At 71.6% G+C, this 17,805-nt stretch carries 14 protein-coding genes; 4 read left to right on the forward strand and 10 right to left on the reverse strand.

Annotation, left to right across the window (positions count from 1 at the left end; all coding sequences use genetic code 11):
* Window positions 1-155: 155 nt before the first annotated feature.
* From ilvC to ABZ910_RS08465, 5 genes are all read right to left on the reverse strand, one after another.
* On the reverse strand, window positions 156-1,154 hold the full coding sequence (gene ilvC, locus ABZ910_RS08445; protein ID WP_361360884.1) for a ketol-acid reductoisomerase: 999 nt from the start codon (window positions 1,152-1,154) through the stop codon (window positions 156-158).
* Between the two features lie 175 nt (window positions 1,155-1,329).
* On the reverse strand, window positions 1,330-1,854 hold the full coding sequence (ilvN, locus tag ABZ910_RS08450; protein ID WP_361360886.1) for an acetolactate synthase small subunit: 525 nt from the start codon (window positions 1,852-1,854) through the stop codon (window positions 1,330-1,332).
* Between the two features lie 31 nt (window positions 1,855-1,885).
* A complete protein-coding gene (locus tag ABZ910_RS08455; RefSeq protein WP_361360888.1) occupies window positions 1,886-3,784 on the reverse strand; it encodes an acetolactate synthase large subunit in 1,899 nt (632 codons plus the stop codon).
* A gap of 237 nt (window positions 3,785-4,021) precedes the next feature.
* Window positions 4,022-7,045: an EAL domain-containing protein gene (locus ABZ910_RS08460; protein WP_361360890.1), complete on the reverse strand. Its 3,024-nt coding sequence runs from the start codon at window positions 7,043-7,045 to the stop codon at window positions 4,022-4,024.
* A 403-nt stretch (window positions 7,046-7,448) separates the two neighbouring features.
* Window positions 7,449-8,420 (reverse strand): 2-hydroxyacid dehydrogenase, encoded by a 972-nt coding sequence (locus ABZ910_RS08465; protein WP_361360892.1) that lies wholly within the window; start codon window positions 8,418-8,420, stop codon window positions 7,449-7,451.
* A 75-nt stretch (window positions 8,421-8,495) separates the two neighbouring features.
* Between ABZ910_RS08465 and ABZ910_RS08470 the strand changes: the two genes are divergently transcribed.
* Both ABZ910_RS08470 and ABZ910_RS08475 read left to right on the forward strand, forming a co-directional pair.
* Complete coding sequence (locus ABZ910_RS08470) at window positions 8,496-9,494, forward strand: aldo/keto reductase (protein WP_361360894.1); 999 nt, start codon at window positions 8,496-8,498, stop codon at window positions 9,492-9,494.
* A gap of 105 nt (window positions 9,495-9,599) precedes the next feature.
* The gene (locus ABZ910_RS08475; protein ID WP_361360896.1) at window positions 9,600-10,778 is read left to right on the forward strand and encodes a PQQ-dependent sugar dehydrogenase; all 1,179 of its coding nucleotides are present in this window, start codon (window positions 9,600-9,602) and stop codon (window positions 10,776-10,778) included.
* Between the two features lie 79 nt (window positions 10,779-10,857).
* Here ABZ910_RS08475 and ABZ910_RS08480 read toward each other — a convergent pair whose 3' ends face one another.
* From ABZ910_RS08480 to ABZ910_RS08495, 4 genes are all read right to left on the reverse strand, one after another.
* On the reverse strand, window positions 10,858-13,914 hold the full coding sequence (locus tag ABZ910_RS08480; RefSeq protein ID WP_361361037.1) for an AAA family ATPase: 3,057 nt from the start codon (window positions 13,912-13,914) through the stop codon (window positions 10,858-10,860).
* Between the two features lie 92 nt (window positions 13,915-14,006).
* Window positions 14,007-14,207 carry a hypothetical protein gene (locus tag ABZ910_RS08485; RefSeq protein ID WP_361360898.1) on the reverse strand — a complete coding sequence of 67 codons (201 nt, stop codon included), beginning with the start codon at window positions 14,205-14,207 and terminating at the stop codon, window positions 14,007-14,009.
* Window positions 14,208-14,423: 216 nt separating this feature from the next.
* Window positions 14,424-15,038, reverse strand: a complete 615-nt coding sequence (locus tag ABZ910_RS08490; RefSeq protein ID WP_361360900.1) for a hypothetical protein — start codon at window positions 15,036-15,038, stop codon at window positions 14,424-14,426.
* 35 nt (window positions 15,039-15,073) lie between these two features.
* The gene (locus ABZ910_RS08495) at window positions 15,074-15,649 is read right to left on the reverse strand and encodes a GNAT family protein (protein WP_361360902.1); all 576 of its coding nucleotides are present in this window, start codon (window positions 15,647-15,649) and stop codon (window positions 15,074-15,076) included.
* Between the two features lie 48 nt (window positions 15,650-15,697).
* Between ABZ910_RS08495 and ABZ910_RS08500 the strand changes: the two genes are divergently transcribed.
* Complete coding sequence (locus ABZ910_RS08500) at window positions 15,698-15,832, forward strand: hypothetical protein (protein ID WP_361360904.1); 135 nt, start codon at window positions 15,698-15,700, stop codon at window positions 15,830-15,832.
* Window positions 15,829-16,191 (forward strand): hypothetical protein, encoded by a 363-nt coding sequence (locus ABZ910_RS08505; protein WP_361360906.1) that lies wholly within the window; start codon window positions 15,829-15,831, stop codon window positions 16,189-16,191. Before ABZ910_RS08500 ends, ABZ910_RS08505 begins: the two co-directional genes overlap by 4 nt.
* Window positions 16,192-16,279: 88 nt before the next feature.
* Here the strand turns inward: ABZ910_RS08505 and gatB are convergent, their stop codons facing one another.
* Window positions 16,280-17,797, reverse strand: coding sequence for an Asp-tRNA(Asn)/Glu-tRNA(Gln) amidotransferase subunit GatB (gene gatB, locus ABZ910_RS08510; protein ID WP_361361039.1), 1,518 nt, complete (start codon window positions 17,795-17,797; stop codon window positions 16,280-16,282).
* Window positions 17,798-17,805 lie beyond the last annotated feature (8 nt).

The following is a 17,805-nucleotide window of genomic DNA, read 5'->3' on the forward strand; positions in this document are numbered from 1 at the left end:
CTGTGGGCCTGACGCGTATGTAGTCCAGCAGTGTAGTAGTGCCGCGTACGGCATATCGCGCCGCGGCGGAAGGATCACCCGTCCGTGGGTGGACAGCGTGGACAAGATGGGCGGCGGGGCCGGAGCAACCGGCTCCGGCCCCGCGGCCCTGAGGCCTACGCCTCCTCGTTCACCCAGCTCATCAGCTTGCGCAGCTGCTTGCCGGTGGTCTCCAGCAGGTGCTCGGAGTCCTGCTTCTTGTAGTCGTCGTACTTCTTCAGACCGCCGTGGTACTCGTCCATCCAGTTCTGGGCGAACGTGCCGTCCTGGATCTCGGTGAGGACCTTCTTCATCTCGACCTTGGTCTGGTCGTTGATGATGCGCGGGCCGGTGACGTAGTCGCCCCACTCGGCGGTCTCGGAGACGGACCAGCGCATCTTCTCCAGGCCGCCCTCGTACATGAGGTCCACGATCAGCTTCAGCTCGTGGAGGCACTCGAAGTAGGCGATCTCCGGCTGGTAGCCGGCCTCGACCAGGGTCTCGAAGCCCGCCTTGACCAGGGCCGCGGTGCCACCGCACAGCACGGCCTGCTCGCCGAACAGGTCGGTCTCGGTCTCCTCGGTGAAGGTCGTCTTGATGACGCCGGCGCGGGTGCCGCCGATGCCCTTGGCGTACGACAGCGCCAGCGCGAAGGCGTCGCCCGAGGCGTCCTGCTCGACGGCCACGATGCACGGAACGCCGCGGCCCTCCTCGTACTGGCGGCGGACCAGGTGGCCCGGGCCCTTCGGGGCGACCATGCAGACGTCGACGCCGGCCGGGGGCTTGATGAAACCGAAGCGGATGTTGAAGCCGTGGCCGAAGAACAGCGCGTCGCCGTCCTTCAGGTTCGGGGCGATCGACTCCTCGTAGACCTGGGCCTGGATCGGGTCCGGGACCAGGATCATGATGACGTCGGCCTCGGCGGCGGCCTCCGCCGGAGTCACCACGCGCAGGCCCTGCTCCTCGGCCTTGGCCCGGGACTTGGAGCCCTCGGGCAGACCGACGCGCACGTCGACACCGGAGTCGCGCAGCGACAGGGCGTGGGCGTGGCCCTGGCTGCCGTAGCCGATGACCGCGACCTTGCGGCCCTGGATGATGGACAGGTCGGCATCAGCGTCGTAGAACAGCTCGGCCACTTTGGGTTCTCTCCTTGATGTGACTGGTGTCGCGTCCCACCGTATGCCGGTGGGCGGAAAGGAAGTTTCGGGGTCTCGCCATACGGGCGGCCGGTGCGCTTCGCGCGGGGGCCGGCCGCCCGCTCGTGTGCCGGTACGGACCGGATCGTGTGCCGGTGGCGACCGGTTCGTGTGCCTAGGCGGACCGGTCGAGGGCGCGCAGCGACCGGTCGGTGATCGAACGGGCGCCGCGTCCGATCGCGATCGTGCCGGACTGGACCAGCTCCTTGATGCCGAACGGTTCGAGCATCTTGAGCATCGCGGACAGCTTGTCGCCGCTTCCGGTGGCCTCGATGGTGACGGCCTCCGGGGAGACGTCGACGGTCTTGGCGCGGAACAGCTGGACGATCTCGACGACCTGGGAGCGCGTCTCGTTGTCGGCGCGCACCTTCACCAGAACGAGTTCGCGCTGGACGGCCTGTGACGGCTCCAGTTCGACGATCTTCAGCACGTTGACGAGCTTGTTGAGCTGCTTGGTCACCTGCTCCAGCGGGAGGTCCTCGACGTTCACCACGATGGTGATGCGGGAGATGTCGGGGTGCTCGGTGACGCCGACCGCGAGCGAGTCGATGTTGAAGCCGCGGCGGGAGAACAGGGCGGCGATGCGGGCGAGGATGCCCGGGGTGTTCTCCACCAGGACGGAGAGCGTGTGCTTGGACATTTCTCTTTCGTCTCTCTCGTGCGTCTCTGGCTCAGTCGTCTTCGTTGTCGCCGAAGTCGGGGCGGACGTCCCGGGCGGCCATGATCTCGTCGTTGGAGGTGCCGGCGGCGACCATCGGCCACACCATCGCGTCCTCGTGGACGATGAAGTCGACGACGACCGGGCGGTCGTTGATCGAGTTCGCCTCCTCGATGACCTTGTCGAGGTCGTCCAGGGACTCGCAGCGGATCGCGTAGCAGCCCATGGCCTCCGACAGCTTCACGAAGTCGGGGACGCGGGTGCCGGCGCTCGGTCCCGTGGCGGGGCCGTTGTGAGAGGACGGGTCGTCCGTCTCGTGGCCGGAGTGCAGCACGGTGTTGGAGTACCGCTGGTTGTAGAAGAGGGTCTGCCACTGGCGGACCATCCCGAGGGCGCCGTTGTTGATGACGGCCACCTTGATCGGGATGTTGTTCAGGGCGCAGGTGGTGAGCTCCTGGTTGGTCATCTGGAAGCAGCCGTCGCCGTCGATCGCCCAGACCGCCCGGTCCGGCCGGCCGGCCTTGGCGCCCATGGCGGCCGGGACCGCGTAGCCCATGGTTCCGGCGCCGCCGGAGTTCAGCCAGGTCGCGGGCGTGTCGTACTGGACGAAGTGCGCGGCCCACATCTGGTGCTGGCCGACGCCCGCCGCGAAGATCGTTCCCTCGGGCGCCAGTTGACCGATCCGCTCGATGACCTGCTGCGGGGACAGCGAGCCGTCCGCGGGCTGGTCGTAGCCGAGCGGGTAGGTGTCGCGCCAGCGGTTGAGGTCCTTCCACCAGGCCGCGTACCTCGACCTGGCGGCCTCGCCCTGCTGACCCTCGCTGTGCTCCTTCTGCACGGCCTGGATCAGGTCCGCGATGACCTCGCGGGCGTCACCGACGATCGGCACGTCGGCCTCGCGGTTCTTGCCGATCTCCGCGGGGTCGATGTCGGCGTGGACGATTTTGGCGTACGGCGCGAAGCTGTCCAGCTTGCCGGTGACGCGGTCGTCGAAGCGGGCTCCGAGGGCGACGATCAGGTCGGCCTTCTGCAGCGCGGTGACGGCGGTGACCGCACCGTGCATGCCCGGCATTCCCACGTGCAGCGGGTGGCTGTCGGGGAACGCGCCGAGCGCCATCAGGGTGGTGGTGACGGGCGCTCCGGTGAGCTCGGCGAGGACCTTGAGCTCGGCGGTGGCCTTCGACTTCAGGACGCCGCCGCCGACGTAGAGGACGGGCCGCTTGGCGGCGCTGATCAGCTTGGCGGCCTCGCGGATCTGCTTGGCGTGCGGCTTGGTCACCGGGCGGTAGCCGGGCAGGTCCATGACCGGCGGCCAGGAGAAGGTGGTCCGCGCCTGCAGGGCGTCCTTGGCGATGTCGACGAGGACCGGTCCGGGGCGGCCGGTGGAGGCGATGTGGAACGCCTCCGCGATGACCCGGGGGATGTCCTCGGCCTTCGTGACAAGGAAGTTGTGCTTGGTGATCGGCATGGTGATGCCGACGATGTCCGCCTCCTGGAAGGCGTCCGTGCCGATCGCCTTGGACGCGACCTGGCCGGTGATCGCCACGAGCGGCACCGAGTCCATGTGCGCGTCGGCGATGGGCGTGACCAGGTTCGTCGCACCCGGGCCCGACGTCGCCATGCAGACGCCGACCTTGCCGGTGGCCTGCGCGTAACCGGTGGCCGCGTGGCCGGCGCCCTGCTCGTGCCGGACCAGGACGTGCCGCACGCGACGCGAGTCCATCAGCGGGTCGTACGCAGGCAGGATCGCCCCGCCCGGAATGCCGAATACGGTGTCGGCGCCGACCTCCTCGAGCGAACGGATCAGGGACTGCGCGCCGGTCACGTGCTCGACGGGCGCGGACTGCTGTCCTCCGGAACGGGGCCGCGGCTGCGGATGGTGGGCCCCGGTGGCCTGCTCGGTCATCGGCATTCTCTTCTCGATGCTGAGGGTTTCTGCGAAGTTCGTGCGGTGTGCGGCTGTTGTCCGCATGGTGCATGTGCAACAAAAAACCCCTCGTGCCGTTAGGCAAGCGAGGGGAGCGCGCCGGAGGAGGTCGCTGGGGATTCCGGACGGTGTCCGGTGAGTCCCAGCTCAGCCGACGCGCTTTCCAAGTACGAGAATTCGGGTGCGCATGGCACTGACCCTCCCCCCGGCACGCACCACGTGTCAAGTGGGTGGGACGGGAGTCTCATTATGTGAGCGAAGGGCGCTCCCGCCTCCCAAGACGGCCGTCGCGCCACTGCTCACACCACTGGTGTACACCCCCGTGCGGCCCGCGAAGGCCGGTTCGGCCGGACCGTGCGGAACCGGGTAGGGACCGCGGCCGATCGCCCGGCGCAGCCGGTACTCGTCCAGCGGCGCGGCGAACACCATGCCCTGCCCGTGGGTGCAGCCCATCGCGCGCAGGGCGACGAGCTGCTCGGGGAGGTCCACGCCGTCGGCCACGGACTGCAGCCCGAGGTCGGTGGCGATACGCAGCAGCCCGCTGGTGATCTTGTGCAGCCGGGCGGACTCGACGACGCCCTCGACCAGGCCGCGGTCGAGTTTCAGCACGTCGACGGGGAGCTTTCTGAGCGCCGTGATCGCCGCGTACCCGCTGCCGAAGCCGTCGAGCGCGATCCGTACGCCGAGACGCCTGAGGGCGCTCAGCCGCCGGTCCAACTCGTCCAGGCAGACCCGGGGATCGAGGTCGGCCAGTTCGACGACCAGGGAGCCGGAGGGCAGCCCGTGCCGGGTCAGCAGGGCCTCCACGGAGCCGAGCGGCATCGACCGGTCGAGCAGCCGCCGGGCGGACATCCGCACCGCCACGGGGACGGCGTGCCCGGTCGCGGTGCGCTCGGCGGCCTGCTCCACCGACTCCTGGAGGATCCAGCGGTCGAGCTCCGAGGTCTTGTCGCTGTCCTCGGCCACCCTCAGGAACTCGGCCGGCGTGAACAGCACCCCCTGGGAGGAGCGCCAGCGCGCCTGCGCGGAGACCGAGGTGATCCGGCCGCTGTCCAGGCACACCACCGGCTGATGCAGCAGCGTGAACTCGCCGTCGTGCAGGGCGGCACGCAGCCGCGTGGCCAGCTCCGCCTTGCGTACGACGTCCTGCTGCATCTGCGGCTTGTACAGCTCGACGCGGCCCTTGCCGGCCGACTTGGCGCGATACATGGCGAGGTCGGCGTTGCGCAGCAACTCGCCCCCGCCGAGGCCGGGTTCGGCGAAGGCCACGCCGATGGACGCGTTGACCCGGACGTCGTTCCCGTCGATGGCGTACGGCTGGGAGAGGGTGCCCCTGAGGCGGTCGGCGAGCTCCAGGATGTGCCGCTCCCGGGCACTGTGGTCACGGGTGCCGTCCCCGACGATCAGGGCCGCGAACTCGTCGCCGCCCAGCCGGGAGGCGGTGTCCCCGCGGCGGACCGCCTCCTGGAGTCTGCGGGCGGCCTGGACGAGCAGCTCGTCCCCGGCCTGGTGCCCGATCGTGTCGTTGACGGCCTTGAAGCCGTCCAGGTCGATGAAGAGCACCGCCGTGCCGCGCAGGGCGGCGCCGCGGTCGGAGGCACGGCGGCCGGAGACGGCCTGCTGCACGCGCCGGGTGAACAGCGCGCGGTTGGGCAGGTCGGTCAGCGGGTCGTGCTCGGCGTTGTGCTGGAGCTGCGCCTGCAGGCGCACGCGCTCCGTCACGTCCCGGCTGTTGAGGATGAGCCCGCCGTGATGGCGGTTGACGGTGGACTCGACATTGAGCCAGCCGCCGCCACCGGACCGGAAGCGGCACTCGATGCGCGTGGCACGTTCTTCGAGGGGGCTGGCGGCGAGGAAGCGGCGCACCTCGTGCACCACGCAGCCCAGATCCTCCGGGTGGATGAGATTGGCCAGTTCGGTACCCACCAGCTCCTCCGCGGGGCGGCCGTAGACACCGGCGGCGGCCGGGGAGACGTACCGGAGGATGCCGTTGGGAGCGGCGATCATGATGACGTCGCTGGAGCCCTGCACCAGGGAGCGGAAGTGGTTCTCCTTCTGCGCCAGTTCCTGGGTGAGGGTGATGTTGTCGAGCAGCATGATGCCCTGGCGCACGACGAGCGCCAGCACGACGGCGCCGGCGGTGATGAGCACGACGTGGTCGGGGCTGCGGCCGTTGAGGCCGTTGTACAGGATGCCCAGCGTGCACACGCCCGCGGCCAGGTACGGGGTGAGCGCGGCCAGGGAACCGGCGATGGGCCGGCCGGCCGGATACCGGCTGTGATCACCCCCCGGGGCGGGCGCGGGGTGGTGCCCGCCGCCGTGCTGTCCCGGCACGTGCTCGTGCACCACGCGCGGGTGCCCGTCCGGGGTGTGCCGGTCGGGCTCCCGCTGCCCCTGGTGCCGGGGAGCCGCCCAGGGGGCGTACGCGAGGAGCAGCGAGCCGGCGAACCAGCCCGCGTCCAGCAGCTGTCCGGAGTGGTAACTGCTGTGCAGCAGCGGCGAGGTGAACAGAGCGTCGCACATCACGGTCAGGGCGAGCGCGCCGATCGCGGTGTTCACGGCCGTACGGTTCCCCGGTGTTCTCCGGAAGTGCAGCGCGAGCACCATGCTGACGAGGGCGATGTCGAGCAGCGGATACGCCAGCGACAGCGCGGTGTGCGCCACGCTCGGCCCGTCGAACCGGGCGGCCTGGGCGAGCGCGAGGCTCCACGACAGGGTGAGCAGCGAGCCGCCGATCAGCCAGGCGTCCAGGGCCAGGCAGATCCAGCCCGCCTTCGTCACCGGCCGCTTGGCCAGCACGAGCAGCCCCACGATGGCGGGGGGCGCGAAGCACAGGAAGAACAGGTCGGCGTAGCTGGGGCTGGGCACCTGTCGCTGCAGGACGACCTCGTACCACCCCCAGACCGCGTTGCCCAGGGCCGCCATCGCCGAGGAGACGGCGAACAGCAGCCACGCGGGTCGAAAGCGGACGCCGGGTGTACGGGCGTAGAGGAAGCACGAGACGGCGGCCGTTCCGGCCGCGGCGGTCAGCCCGAAGTCGCCCATGACCAGCGCGAGTTCGCTCGAGCCCCAGCCGGCCGCGGAGCCGACGGCGTAGCCCGCGCAGACCAGGACCAGGACGAGCTGGTGGACCAGGCGCGACCCGCCGTCGAGAGCCGGCGGACGCGGCAGCGGCGTCCCCGGCACGGGGTGCGCCCGCGCCGGGGCTCCGTCGAGGGTGGTCGTCACGGCGGGCGGCGCGTTCACCGGGGCCCCCCGGTCCGCGCGGCTCCCGGATCGCGCTGGTCCCGGTGCGCCGGGTGCGTGTACCTCCTGCGGACGCTGGGCCTGCGGTGGTGGAGTTGGCTGAAGTGGTGGCAGCGTCTGCGCGACGCCGTGCGCCAGGGCCGCCGTCGGCGGCTCCGCCGCGTCGGATCGTTCGTCCATAGGCCGTGCATCGCCCGTCGCCCCCCTCACAGATGTGAAATGTCCGTCCCCGGCGCCGATCGGTGCGCGGCGCAGCCCCTGTCGGGACGATACACCAGTCTCGTCACTCAGGGACATAGGTTCTCTACGCACAGTGACGACCAGCGGGAATGCGCGTACTTACCGCATCCAGAGGATCGCGGAGGGTGCCCGAACCGGATTACACGCCCTTACCTGCCCGCCGTCACGCGCCCGTCGACGTCGTGGAGCCCGTCGTAAGGATCACGTTGCGCAGGGGCTCCCGGTTCACGAAACGGGTCAACTGGTCCACCAGCAGCCGCTTGGCGCGCGGCAGGAACGCCGAGGTGGGGCCGCCCACGTGCGGGCTGATCAGCACGCCGGGCGCCTGCCACAGGGGGTGCCCCGGGGGAAGCGGCTCGGGATCCGTCACGTCCAGCGCGGCGGTGAGGCGGCCGCCCTCCAGCTCCGCGAGCAGGGCCTTGGTGTCGACGACGGGCCCGCGGGCGACGTTGACCAGCAGCGCTCCGTCCTTCATCCGCGCCAGGAAGTCACCGTCGACCAGGCCCCGGGTGTCCTCGGTCAGGGGCGTGGAGACGATGACGACGTCCGCTTCGGGGAGCAGGGAGGGCAGTTCGGTGAGCGGATGCACGGGACCGCGCTCTGTGGCACGCCCGGAGCGCGCCACGCGCGCCACCCGCGCAAGCTCGAAGGGCGCGAGCCGGTCTTCGATGGCCGAGCCGATGGACCCGTATCCGACGATGAGGACCGTCTTGTCCGCTAGGGCGGGACGGAACCCGGTCTGCCAGCGCCCCTGCTGCTGCGCCCGGACGAAGTCGGGGATGCCGCGCAGGGACGCGAGGATCAGGGTGAGCGCGAGCTCGGCGGTGCTCGCCTCGTGCACTCCGCGCGCGTTGCACAGCCGTACGCCGGGCGCGATCGACGACAGCACCCCGGTGACGTCGTCGACACCGGCCGAAAGCGTCTGGACGACCTGGAGATGGGACATCCGCCCCAGCGGACCCACCTTCACGGAGTGGCTCTTCAGGTACGGCACGACGTACACCGCGCAGTCCGCGGGATCGGCCGGGAACTCCTGCCGCCCGTCCTCACCCCCGTCCCAGAAACGGTAGTTGAGCCCCTCGGGAAGACCCTCGATGTCCTGCGGCGGAATGGGTAGCCATACGTCTGCGGTCATGGTCAGAGGCTATGTCAGGGACGCAAGGGCGCAGAGGTTAGGTTGGGAGGCCAGGAAAGGGAGGTTCACGACCAGGTGGAGCGCAGGACGATCGGGGCCGAGGCGCTCGCGGTGGGGGCCGTCGGACTCGGATGCATGCCGATGAGCTGGGCGTACAGCGCTTCCCGGCGGCGGGGCGACGAGTCGCTCAGGGCGGTGCACCGGGCGCTGGACGTGGGCTCGTCGCTGCTGGACACGGCTGACATGTACGGCCCGTTCACCAACGAGCTGCTGCTGGGCCGGGTGCTGAAGGAGCGGCGCGCGGACGCCTTCGTGTCGACGAAGGTCGGCCTGCTGGTCGGCGAGCAGCACATCGTGGCCAACGGCCGCCCGGGGTATGTGAAGCGGGCGTGCGACGCCTCCCTCAGGCGCCTGCAGACGGACTTCATCGACCTCTACCAGCTGCACCGCGCCGACCCCGAGGTCCCGGTCGAGGAGACGTGGGGCGCGATGGCGGAACTCGTCCAGGCCGGGAAGGTACGGGCGCTCGGCCTGTGCGCGGTGGGTGCGCGCGGCGGCCGCCGCTCGGGCGCGGGTCTGCACGACGCCACGCTCCGCCAGCTCCGGCGGGTGCAGCAGGTCTTCCCGGTGAGCGCGGTGCAGGCCGAGCTGTCGGTGTGGTCGCCGGAGGCGCTGGACGCGCTGCTGCCGTGGTGCGAGGCGCGGGGCGTGGGCTTCCTGGCGGCGATGCCGCTGGGCCACGGCTTCCTGACCGGCACGCTGACCCCCGGCGGGGGCTTCGAACCCGAGGACGTCCGGGCCCGCCACCCCCGTTTCACGGCCGAGATGATGGCTGCCAACCAACCCATCGTGGCGGACCTGCGCCGCATGGCCCGCCGGCACGGCGAGGACGTCACTCCCGCTCAGGTGGCCCTGGCGTGGGTGCTGGCCCAGGGCCGGCACGTGGTCCCGGTGCCGGGGACCAAGCGGGAGCGCTGGGCCACGGAGAACGCCGCGGCCGCCGGCCTCGGGCTGACCGCGGCGGACCTCACGGCACTGGCCCGGCTGCCGCGCGCGCAGGGGTCGTGGGAATGACGGCCACGGGCGCCCGAAACCCGTCCGGCTGAATCGGGAACCCATGCGGTGCGAGCGGTGTATGAGAAGGAGAGCCTGGAGGGGAACCGCCGCGTCGAAGGGACCATGATCGTGCAACGTCGAGCTGCGACGGCCGTGCTGGCCGCGGCCACGCTCCTGCTCACGGCCGGCTGCTCCTCCGGCGGGGGAGGATCACCGTTCGGGAGCGGGAGCACAGGGTCGAGCGGGCCGGGCGGCGCGGCAGCCGGTGTCTCCGCGTCCGGCAGGGCGTCCGAGCCGACCCCGCCCGCCCAGGGTTCCGTGAAGGTGCTGCGGACGGTCACCGAGGATCTGACATCCCCGTGGGGCCTGACGCCCCTGCCGGACGGCGACCTGCTGGTCTCCTCCCGTGACGACGCGACGATCGTCCACGTGGACGCGAAGACGGACAAGAAGACCGAACTGGGCAAGGTCTCGGGGGTGTCCCCGGCCGGTGAGGGCGGCCTCCTCGGCATCGCCCTCTCCCCCGACTTCGCCTCGGACCACATGATCTACGCCTACTTCACCTCGGCCTCGGACAACCGCATCGTCCGCATGCTGTACGACGAGCACAAGCCCGCCGGCGATCAACTGGGCGCCCCCGACACGATCTTCAAGGGCATCCCCAAGGGCCGTATCCACAACGGCGGCCGCATCGCCTTCGGCCCGGACGGCATGCTCTACGCGGGCACGGGCGAGAGCGGCAACGGGGGACTGGCCCAGGACAAGAACTCCCTGGGCGGCAAGATCCTGCGCCTGACCCCGGAGGGCGAACCGGCCCCGGGCAACCCGTTCCCCGACTCCCCCGTCTACAGCTACGGCCACCGCAATGTGCAGGGGCTGGCCTGGGACGGCAAACAGCGGCTGTTCGCCTCGGAGTTCGGCCAGCACACCTGGGACGAGCTGAACGCGATCAAGCCCGGCGACAACTACGGCTGGCCGGATGACGAGGGCCAGTCGTCGAACAGCACGTTCCACAACCCGATCGCCGAGTGGCACACGGACGACGCCTCCCCCAGCGGCATCGCCTACGTCGACGGCGTCATCTGGATGGCGGCCCTGAAGGGCGAACGCCTGTGGCGTATCCCGCTGAAGGGCACGGAGGCCGCGGCCGCCCCGCAGGCCTTCCTCACGGGTGAGTACGGCCGCCTGCGCACCGTGACCGCGGCGGGCGGCGACAAGCTGTGGCTCGTCACGAGCAACACGGACGGCAGAGGGAAGCCGGCGAAGGGCGACGACCGAATCCTGGAACTGGAGGTGAAGTGAGCCCCGTTGGGGAGCCGGCCCCCTTGGGGAGCAGGTCCGGTGAGCAGCAGGCCCGTTGAGGCGTGGGCCGCACCCGGATTCACCCCGTCTTCCCGGCGGGGAGCGGGTCGGACGGAAACAGGTCCAGCCGGTGGGCCAACGCCGCCGCCTCTCCCCTGCCCGCGACGCCGAGCTTGCCGAGGATGTTCGACACATGGACGCTCGCGGTCTTCGGGGAGATGAACAGCGCCTCGGCTATCTGACGGTTGGTACGGCCCGCCGCGACCAGGCGCAGGACGTCGCGCTCCCGGCTGGTGAGACCGAGGGCCTCTACGGGATCGGCCGGGGTGAGGGCGTGCTCGCGGGCACGGGTCAGGGACAGGCGGCCGCGCTGGGCGAGGAGGGTGACGGCGTCGGCCAGCGGGCGCGCGCCGAGGTGGCCGGCGACGGCGTGGGCCAGGCGCAGCAGCTCCGTGGCACGGGCCCGCTCGTCCTCGCCGCCCGAGGAGAGGAGTGCCTCGGCCAGACGGTGCCGGACGCGGGCGAGGTCGTAGGGCCGCTCCAACTGCTCGAAGGCGGTGACGACATGCGACCAGGCGTCCACGTCGGCGGTGCCCTCGGCCCGGCGCAGTTCGGCGCGGGCCCACTGCTCGTAGCCGAGCCAGATCGGTGCGTTGGTGGTGAGCTTCTTGACGGCCGCGGCGATGCGCTCCAGGGCCGCCGCGCGGCCCGGCTGCGCGGCGGGCACCGTCCGGGCGCCGGCCTCGGCGGTGGCGGCGGCCAGCAGGAGGTGCCAGCCATAGCGCTGGGTGCCGGGCGGCATGCCGGAGTCCAGGGCGCGGTCGAGTTCGGCGCGGGCGTCGAGGAGGCGCCCTTCGGCCGCGGCGACGCCGATCGCGAGGGCGGCCAGCGGGAGGGACTGCTGGGGCATGGGGTCGTGGGCGCCGTAGCGGCTCCGGGCGGCGGCCAGTTGGCGCGCGGCCTCGGGCCCGTCGCCACGGCCGAGGGCGATCCGGGCCAGCACCATGAGGGCCATCCCCTGGGGCTTGGCGTTGTGGCCGCGCCGCAGCGCGTGCTCCGCGGCCTCGACGGCGGCGTCCCAGCGGCCCAGTGAGTACCGCGAGTCGGCGAGGTTGGACCACACCCAGGACTCGGAGTTCAGCAGGCCGAACTTCCGCGTGTGGCCGACCCCTTCCTCCAGGAGGCGGGCGGCCTCGCCGGAGCGGCCCAGGGCTTCGAGCTCGGAGGGCAGGTTGATGTAGGCGCGTCCGGCGACGGACGGCATGCCGTCGGCGACGGTCCGTTCCTTCACCTCGGTCATCATCGCGAGTCCCGCCTCGGCGTCGCCCGCGCCGGCCATGAGGCCGCCGAGGGTGAGGCGGGCGTTCGTCTCCGTCTCGCGGGCGCCCAGCATCCGGGCGTACTCCACCGCGCGTTCGGCGGCCGAGAAGGCCTCCGGGCCGGGCGCGCGCAGCATCAGCGAACCGGCGACCTGGTCCAGCACATTGGCGTGTACCTCGGACGGTGGGAGTCCGCGCACCAGTTCCTGTGCGGTGGCCAGCTCCTGCCGGCCGTCGCCACGGGCCAGGTTCTGCACCAGGTGGGAGCGCTGGGTCCAGAACCAGGCCGCGCGCAGGGGATCGTCCTCTTCCTCCAGCAGCCCCAGCGCCCGCTTGGTGATCTTCAGGGCGCGCTCGCGCTCCCCGCACAGCCGCCCCGCGACGGCGGCCTCGGCCATCAGATCGAGATAGCGCAGGGGCGCGGTGGCCGGGTCGCAGCCGCAGGGAGGGTAGACCTCGGTGTAGTCGACCGGGCGCAGGGTGGCCCTGACGTTCTCGGGGGTGGCGTCCCACAGCTCCATCGCCCGCTCCAGCAACCGCAGTTGTTCGGAGTAGGCGTGGCGGCAGCGGGCCGCCACGGAGGCGTCCAGGACGGCGGGCAGCGCCTTGGCGGGATCGCCGGCGTGGTACCAGTAGCTGGCGAGGCGGGTGGGGCGCTCGTCGGCGGGGGCGAGCGTCGGGTCGGCCTCCAGGGCTTCGGCGTAACGGCGGTTGAGGCGGGAGCGCTCGCCGGGCAGCAGGTCGTCGGCGACGGCCTCGCGGACCAGGGAGTGGCGGAAGCGGTAGCCGTCGCCGCCGGGTGCGGGTGTGAGGATGCCGGCGTTCACGGCGGACCGCAGGGCCTCGATGAGGTCGTCCTCGGCGAGCCCGGCGACGGCGGCGAGCAGCCGGTACTCGACGGTCGAGCCGCCCTCGGCGACGATCCGGGCGACGCGCTGGGCGGTCTCCGAGAGCGTCTCGACGCGCACGAGGAGCAGATCGCGCAGCGAGTCGGTGAGGCCGGTGCGGCAGCCCTCATGGGCGGCGACGGCCAACTCCTCGACGAAGAAGGCGTTGCCGTCGGACCGTTCGAAGATCTCGTCGGCCTGGTGGGGGTCCGGTTCGGCGGCGAGGATGCCGGCGATCTGGCGGCCGACCTCCTCGCGGTTGAAGCGGGCGAGTTCGACGCGGCGGACGGTGCGCAGCCGGTCGAGTTCGGCGAGGAGGGGGCGCAGGGGATGGCGGCGGTGGATGTCGTCGGAGCGGTAGGTGGCGAGGATGACGAGGCGGCCGGTGCGCAGGGTGCGCAGGAGGTAGGACAGGAGGTGGCGGGTGGAGGCGTCGGACCAGTGCAGGTCCTCCAGGGCGACGACGACCGTGCGGTCGGCGGCGGCCCGTTCGAGCAGGCGGGCGGTGAGTTCGAAGAGCCGGGCCGTCCCCTCCTCGTCGTGCCGGCCCGCGGCCCGGGTGAGCGCGGCGTCGCCCAACTCGGGCAGCAGACGGGCCAGTTCCTCCTCCTGGCCCGCGGCAGCATCGGACACCTCGTCGGGCAGCGCGCGGCGCAGGGCGCGCAGGGCGGTGGAGAACGGGGCGAACGGCAGCCCGTCGGCGCCGATCTCCACACAACCGCCCACGGCCACGACGGCGCCCTGACGGGAGGCGGCCGTGGCGAACTCCTCGACCAGACGCGTCTTGCCGACGCCCGCCTCACCGCCGATCAGCAGCGCCTGTGGCCCTCCCGCGGCGGCACGGGCGAGCGCGTCGTTCAGCGTGTCCCACTCATCGCCGCGGCCGACGAACACCGGACTGACGGATCTGGTCTCCACGGGCCCGAGCATCGCACGGGGGCCCGGCGAGGCGGCGGCGGTTTTCCACAGCGGGGGTGGATTCGTCGTACCGGTGGCGGGGAGCGGTGCCCTACGGCCGTCGCTCACGCGGCGCGCGGAAGCCGGCGACGGGGGTGGCCGGCGTCGCCGCCGGGTTCGGGCTCGGGGCGGGCCGCGGTGCGGCGGGCCGTCGCCTCGCGGCGGGCTTCGTGGCGCACGCGGACGGCCTCGCGGGCCAGGCGCTCGTGCTCGGCCCGGCGGAGCAGCTCGGCGGAACGGACGCGGTGGAGTTCGAACTCGAACATGGCAGGTCCTCCAGGAGAGTCGGGTGCGGGTTTCGGGCTTCGCTTGCCGCGATGCCCCCACCTTCGTCTCCCAGGGAGGGGTGCCGCATCGGGAGAGTTCCGCATCTTCGGGCGGGCGGCGGCCCCTTGGACATGCGTAAGGGGCCTCAGAGGATCCGTCTCGTGCTCACGGATGCTCTAAGGCCCCTTGGACGCCTGCGGTGTCGGCGTACGGATTCAGTGCGGCGACGGCAGCGCGAGCAGCGCGTCGGAGTACTTGAGGACGGCCAGGAGCAGGCCGATGACGCCGAGCGAGACGCCCGCCCAGGCGACCGACTTGATCCAGGGGGCCTGCGGCTTGCCGGGGGTGCCGAACGCGGGCCGGGCCAGGACGACGACGCCGGTGACCAGCGAGGCCAGCGCGAAGAGCCCGGCCCACAGCGCGGTGGTGTGCCAGGCGTCGCCGTAGACCGCCTTGATCTGCGCGCCGACGCTCGCGGTCGACGCGGTCTTCAACTGGCCGACGAGGGTCGCGCGCGCGGCGGCGACGGTGCCGATCCAGCCGCCGGTGAGCGAGACGAGGCCCAGCGCGGCGGAGACCACGGCGGCGGCGCCCTGGCCGACCCCGGAGGCGCCCTCGGGCGCGTTCTCCGCGACCTCGCCGAGCTCCTCGCCGGCTGCGGCGACGGCCTCGGTCTCCGTCACCTCGTCGGCGGCCTCGGTCGACTTCGTACGCTCGGCTGCCTTGGTCGCGTCCACCGTTTCCTCGCCGTTCCTCGCCTGATCGATCTCGGTCTCGTCGTTCTTGGCCTCGGTGCCGGTCCCGGCACCGTCAACAGTCTTCGTTCCCATGTCTCGCACCGTACGGACGCTCTCTGAGAGGACTCTTAATGATCGTTGTGAGCGGTACGCGCGCGTGCCGCGCGCCACTCGGGGGCGAGCACCGACCAGACCTCGATGTCGTGCCGGATGCCCTGGTGGAGGCGGCTCTCGCGGAGCACCCCGTCCCTGGTCATCCCCAGCCGCCGCGCGACATTGACGCTCGGCTGGTTGGCGGACGCCGCATGCCACTCCACCCTGTGCATGCCGCGCTCGTCAACCGCCCAATCGATGAGCATCCTGACGGCGCGCGTGACCAGGCCCCGTCCGGCCGCGGCGGGCTCCAGCCAGCAGCCCGCCTCGCAGTTGCCCTGCTGTGCGTCGAACGTGCGGAACAGCACCCCGCCGACCAGCTTCCCCTCCAGCCAGATCCCATGCAGGCTGCCGGCGTCCGCGGTGCGCTTGTCGGCGTACGCGGTGAGGAGGACGCGCGCGGAGTCGACGTCCGTCGCCCCCGCCCCGAAGGCGATGTACTGCCCGATGAACTCCCGACCCCGGTCCAGGTGCGCGAGGAACTCCTCGGCGTGCCAGGGCTCCAGCGGGCGCAGTTCGGCGCCGTCGTCCCCCAGGGATCTCGCGTACATCGTGCGGTTGCTCCTTCGCTGCGTGCGCTGCTACCGAACGAGCCTCTCATGGGCGGTGCGATCCTCGTCCCCAAGGCGTACGCCGTACGCCTGGCATACGTCGCCGTCCGGGGCGTCCCTCCGGCCGCCCCACTCCCCGCGCCGGGCCCGCCGGACCGTACGTACTACGCTCGCCCGGCATGAGGGGACGCGCTGATTCCGACATAGAACCCGAGACAGCCGAGGCGGCCGTCCCGGAGGACCGTGCGGGGGACCACCCGGAGGACTCGGACCACGCCGAGGGCGAGGACTACGTCGAGGACGCCCGCCGGGCCCGCTGGACGGCGATCGGTACCGGAGCCCTGCTCTCCCTCGCGGGCCTCGCCGCCGCGCTGCTCCGTCTCACCGGCTCCGCACCGGCACTGGTGCCGGCCGCCTACGCCTTCGGCGCCGCCGTGTGCGTGCTCGCCACGGTCCTCGGTCACCGCGGCCGTACCCGCTGGGCCCTCTGGCTGCTGATCACGGGCACGATGATCATGGCCCTCGGCGACCAGTCCGACTGAACGCGGCTGAACCTGGCCGGGAAACACCTGGGGGATGCATCGAAACCGATGCATCCCCCAGGGACTACCGCTTACGGACGCCGATCGCTCAGCCCTCGCTGACGCCCAGCTTCTCCAGGATCAGCTCCTTGACGCGGGCCGCGTCGGCCTGGCCGCGGGTGGCCTTCATGACCGCGCCGACCAGGGCGCCGGCCGCGGCCACCTTGCCACCGCGGATCTTGTCGGCGATGCCCGGGTTCCCGGCGATGGCCTCGTCGACGGCCGTGCCAAGGGCGGAGTCGTCGGAAACCACCTTGAGCCCGCGCTTCTCGACGACCTCGTCCGGGGTGCCCTCGCCCGCGAGGACGCCCTCGATGACCTGGCGGGCCAGCTTGTCGTTCAGGTCACCCTTCACGACCAGCTCGGTGACCCGGGCGACCTGCTGCGGCGTGATGGCCAGCTCGTCCGGCGAGACACCCGACTCGTTGGCGCTGCGCGCCAGTTCGCCCATCCACCACTTGCGGGCGGATGCGGCGTCGGCACCGGCGTCGATCGTGGCGACGATCGGGCCCAGCGCGCCGGCGTTGAGGATCGCCTGCATGTCGGTGGCCGAGATCCCCCACTCCTCGCGGAGCCGGTTGCGGCGGACCAGCGGCAGCTCGGGCAGCGCGGCGCGGATCTCCTCGACCCACTCGCGCGACGGGGCCACCGGCACCAGGTCCGGCTCGGGGAAGTACCGGTAGTCCTCGGCCTCCTCCTTCACGCGGCCCGAGGTCGTCGACCCGGTGTCCTCGTGGAAGTGGCGGGTCTCCTGGACGATGGTGCCGCCCGAGGAGAGCACGGCCGCGTGCCGCATGATCTCGAAGCGGGCCGCGCGCTCCACGGACCGCAGCGAGTTGACGTTCTTGGTCTCACTGCGCGTGCCGAACTTGTCGGCGCCCTTGGGCATCAGCGACAGGTTGACGTCGCAGCGCATCTGGCCCATCTCCATGCGGGCCTCGGAGACGCCGAGCGCCTTGATGACCTCGCGCAGCTCACGGACGTACGCCTTCGCCACCTCGGGGGCACGGTCGCCCGCGCCGACGATCGGCTTGGTGACGATCTCGATGAGCGGGATGCCGGCGCGGTTGTAGTCGAGCAGCGAGTGCTGCGCGCCGTGGATACGGCCCGTGGCACCGCCGACGTGCGTCGACTTGCCGGTGTCCTCCTCCATGTGGGCGCGCTCGATCTCCACGCGGAAGGTCTCGCCGTCCTCCAGCTGTACGTCGAGGTAGCCGTTGAAGGCGATCGGCTCGTCGTACTGGGACGTCTGGAAGTTCTTCGGCATGTCCGGATAGAAGTAGTTCTTACGGGCGAAGCGGCACCACTCGGCGATCTCGCAGTTCAGCGCGAGACCGATCTTGACGGCGGACTCGACGCCGATCGCGTTGACGACCGGGAGCGCGCCGGGCAGGCCGAGGCAGGTCGGGCACGTCTGCGAGTTGGGGTCGGCGCCCAGTTCGGTCGAGCACCCGCAGAACATCTTGGTCTTGGTGCCGAGTTCGACATGGACCTCGAGGCCCATGACGGGGTCGTACGACGCCAGTGCGTCCTCGTACGACACCAGGTCGGTCGTGGTGGTCACGATGAAACTTC

The organism is Streptomyces sp. NPDC046805 (genome assembly GCF_040645355.1).
Taxonomy (GTDB): domain Bacteria; phylum Actinomycetota; class Actinomycetes; order Streptomycetales; family Streptomycetaceae; genus Streptomyces.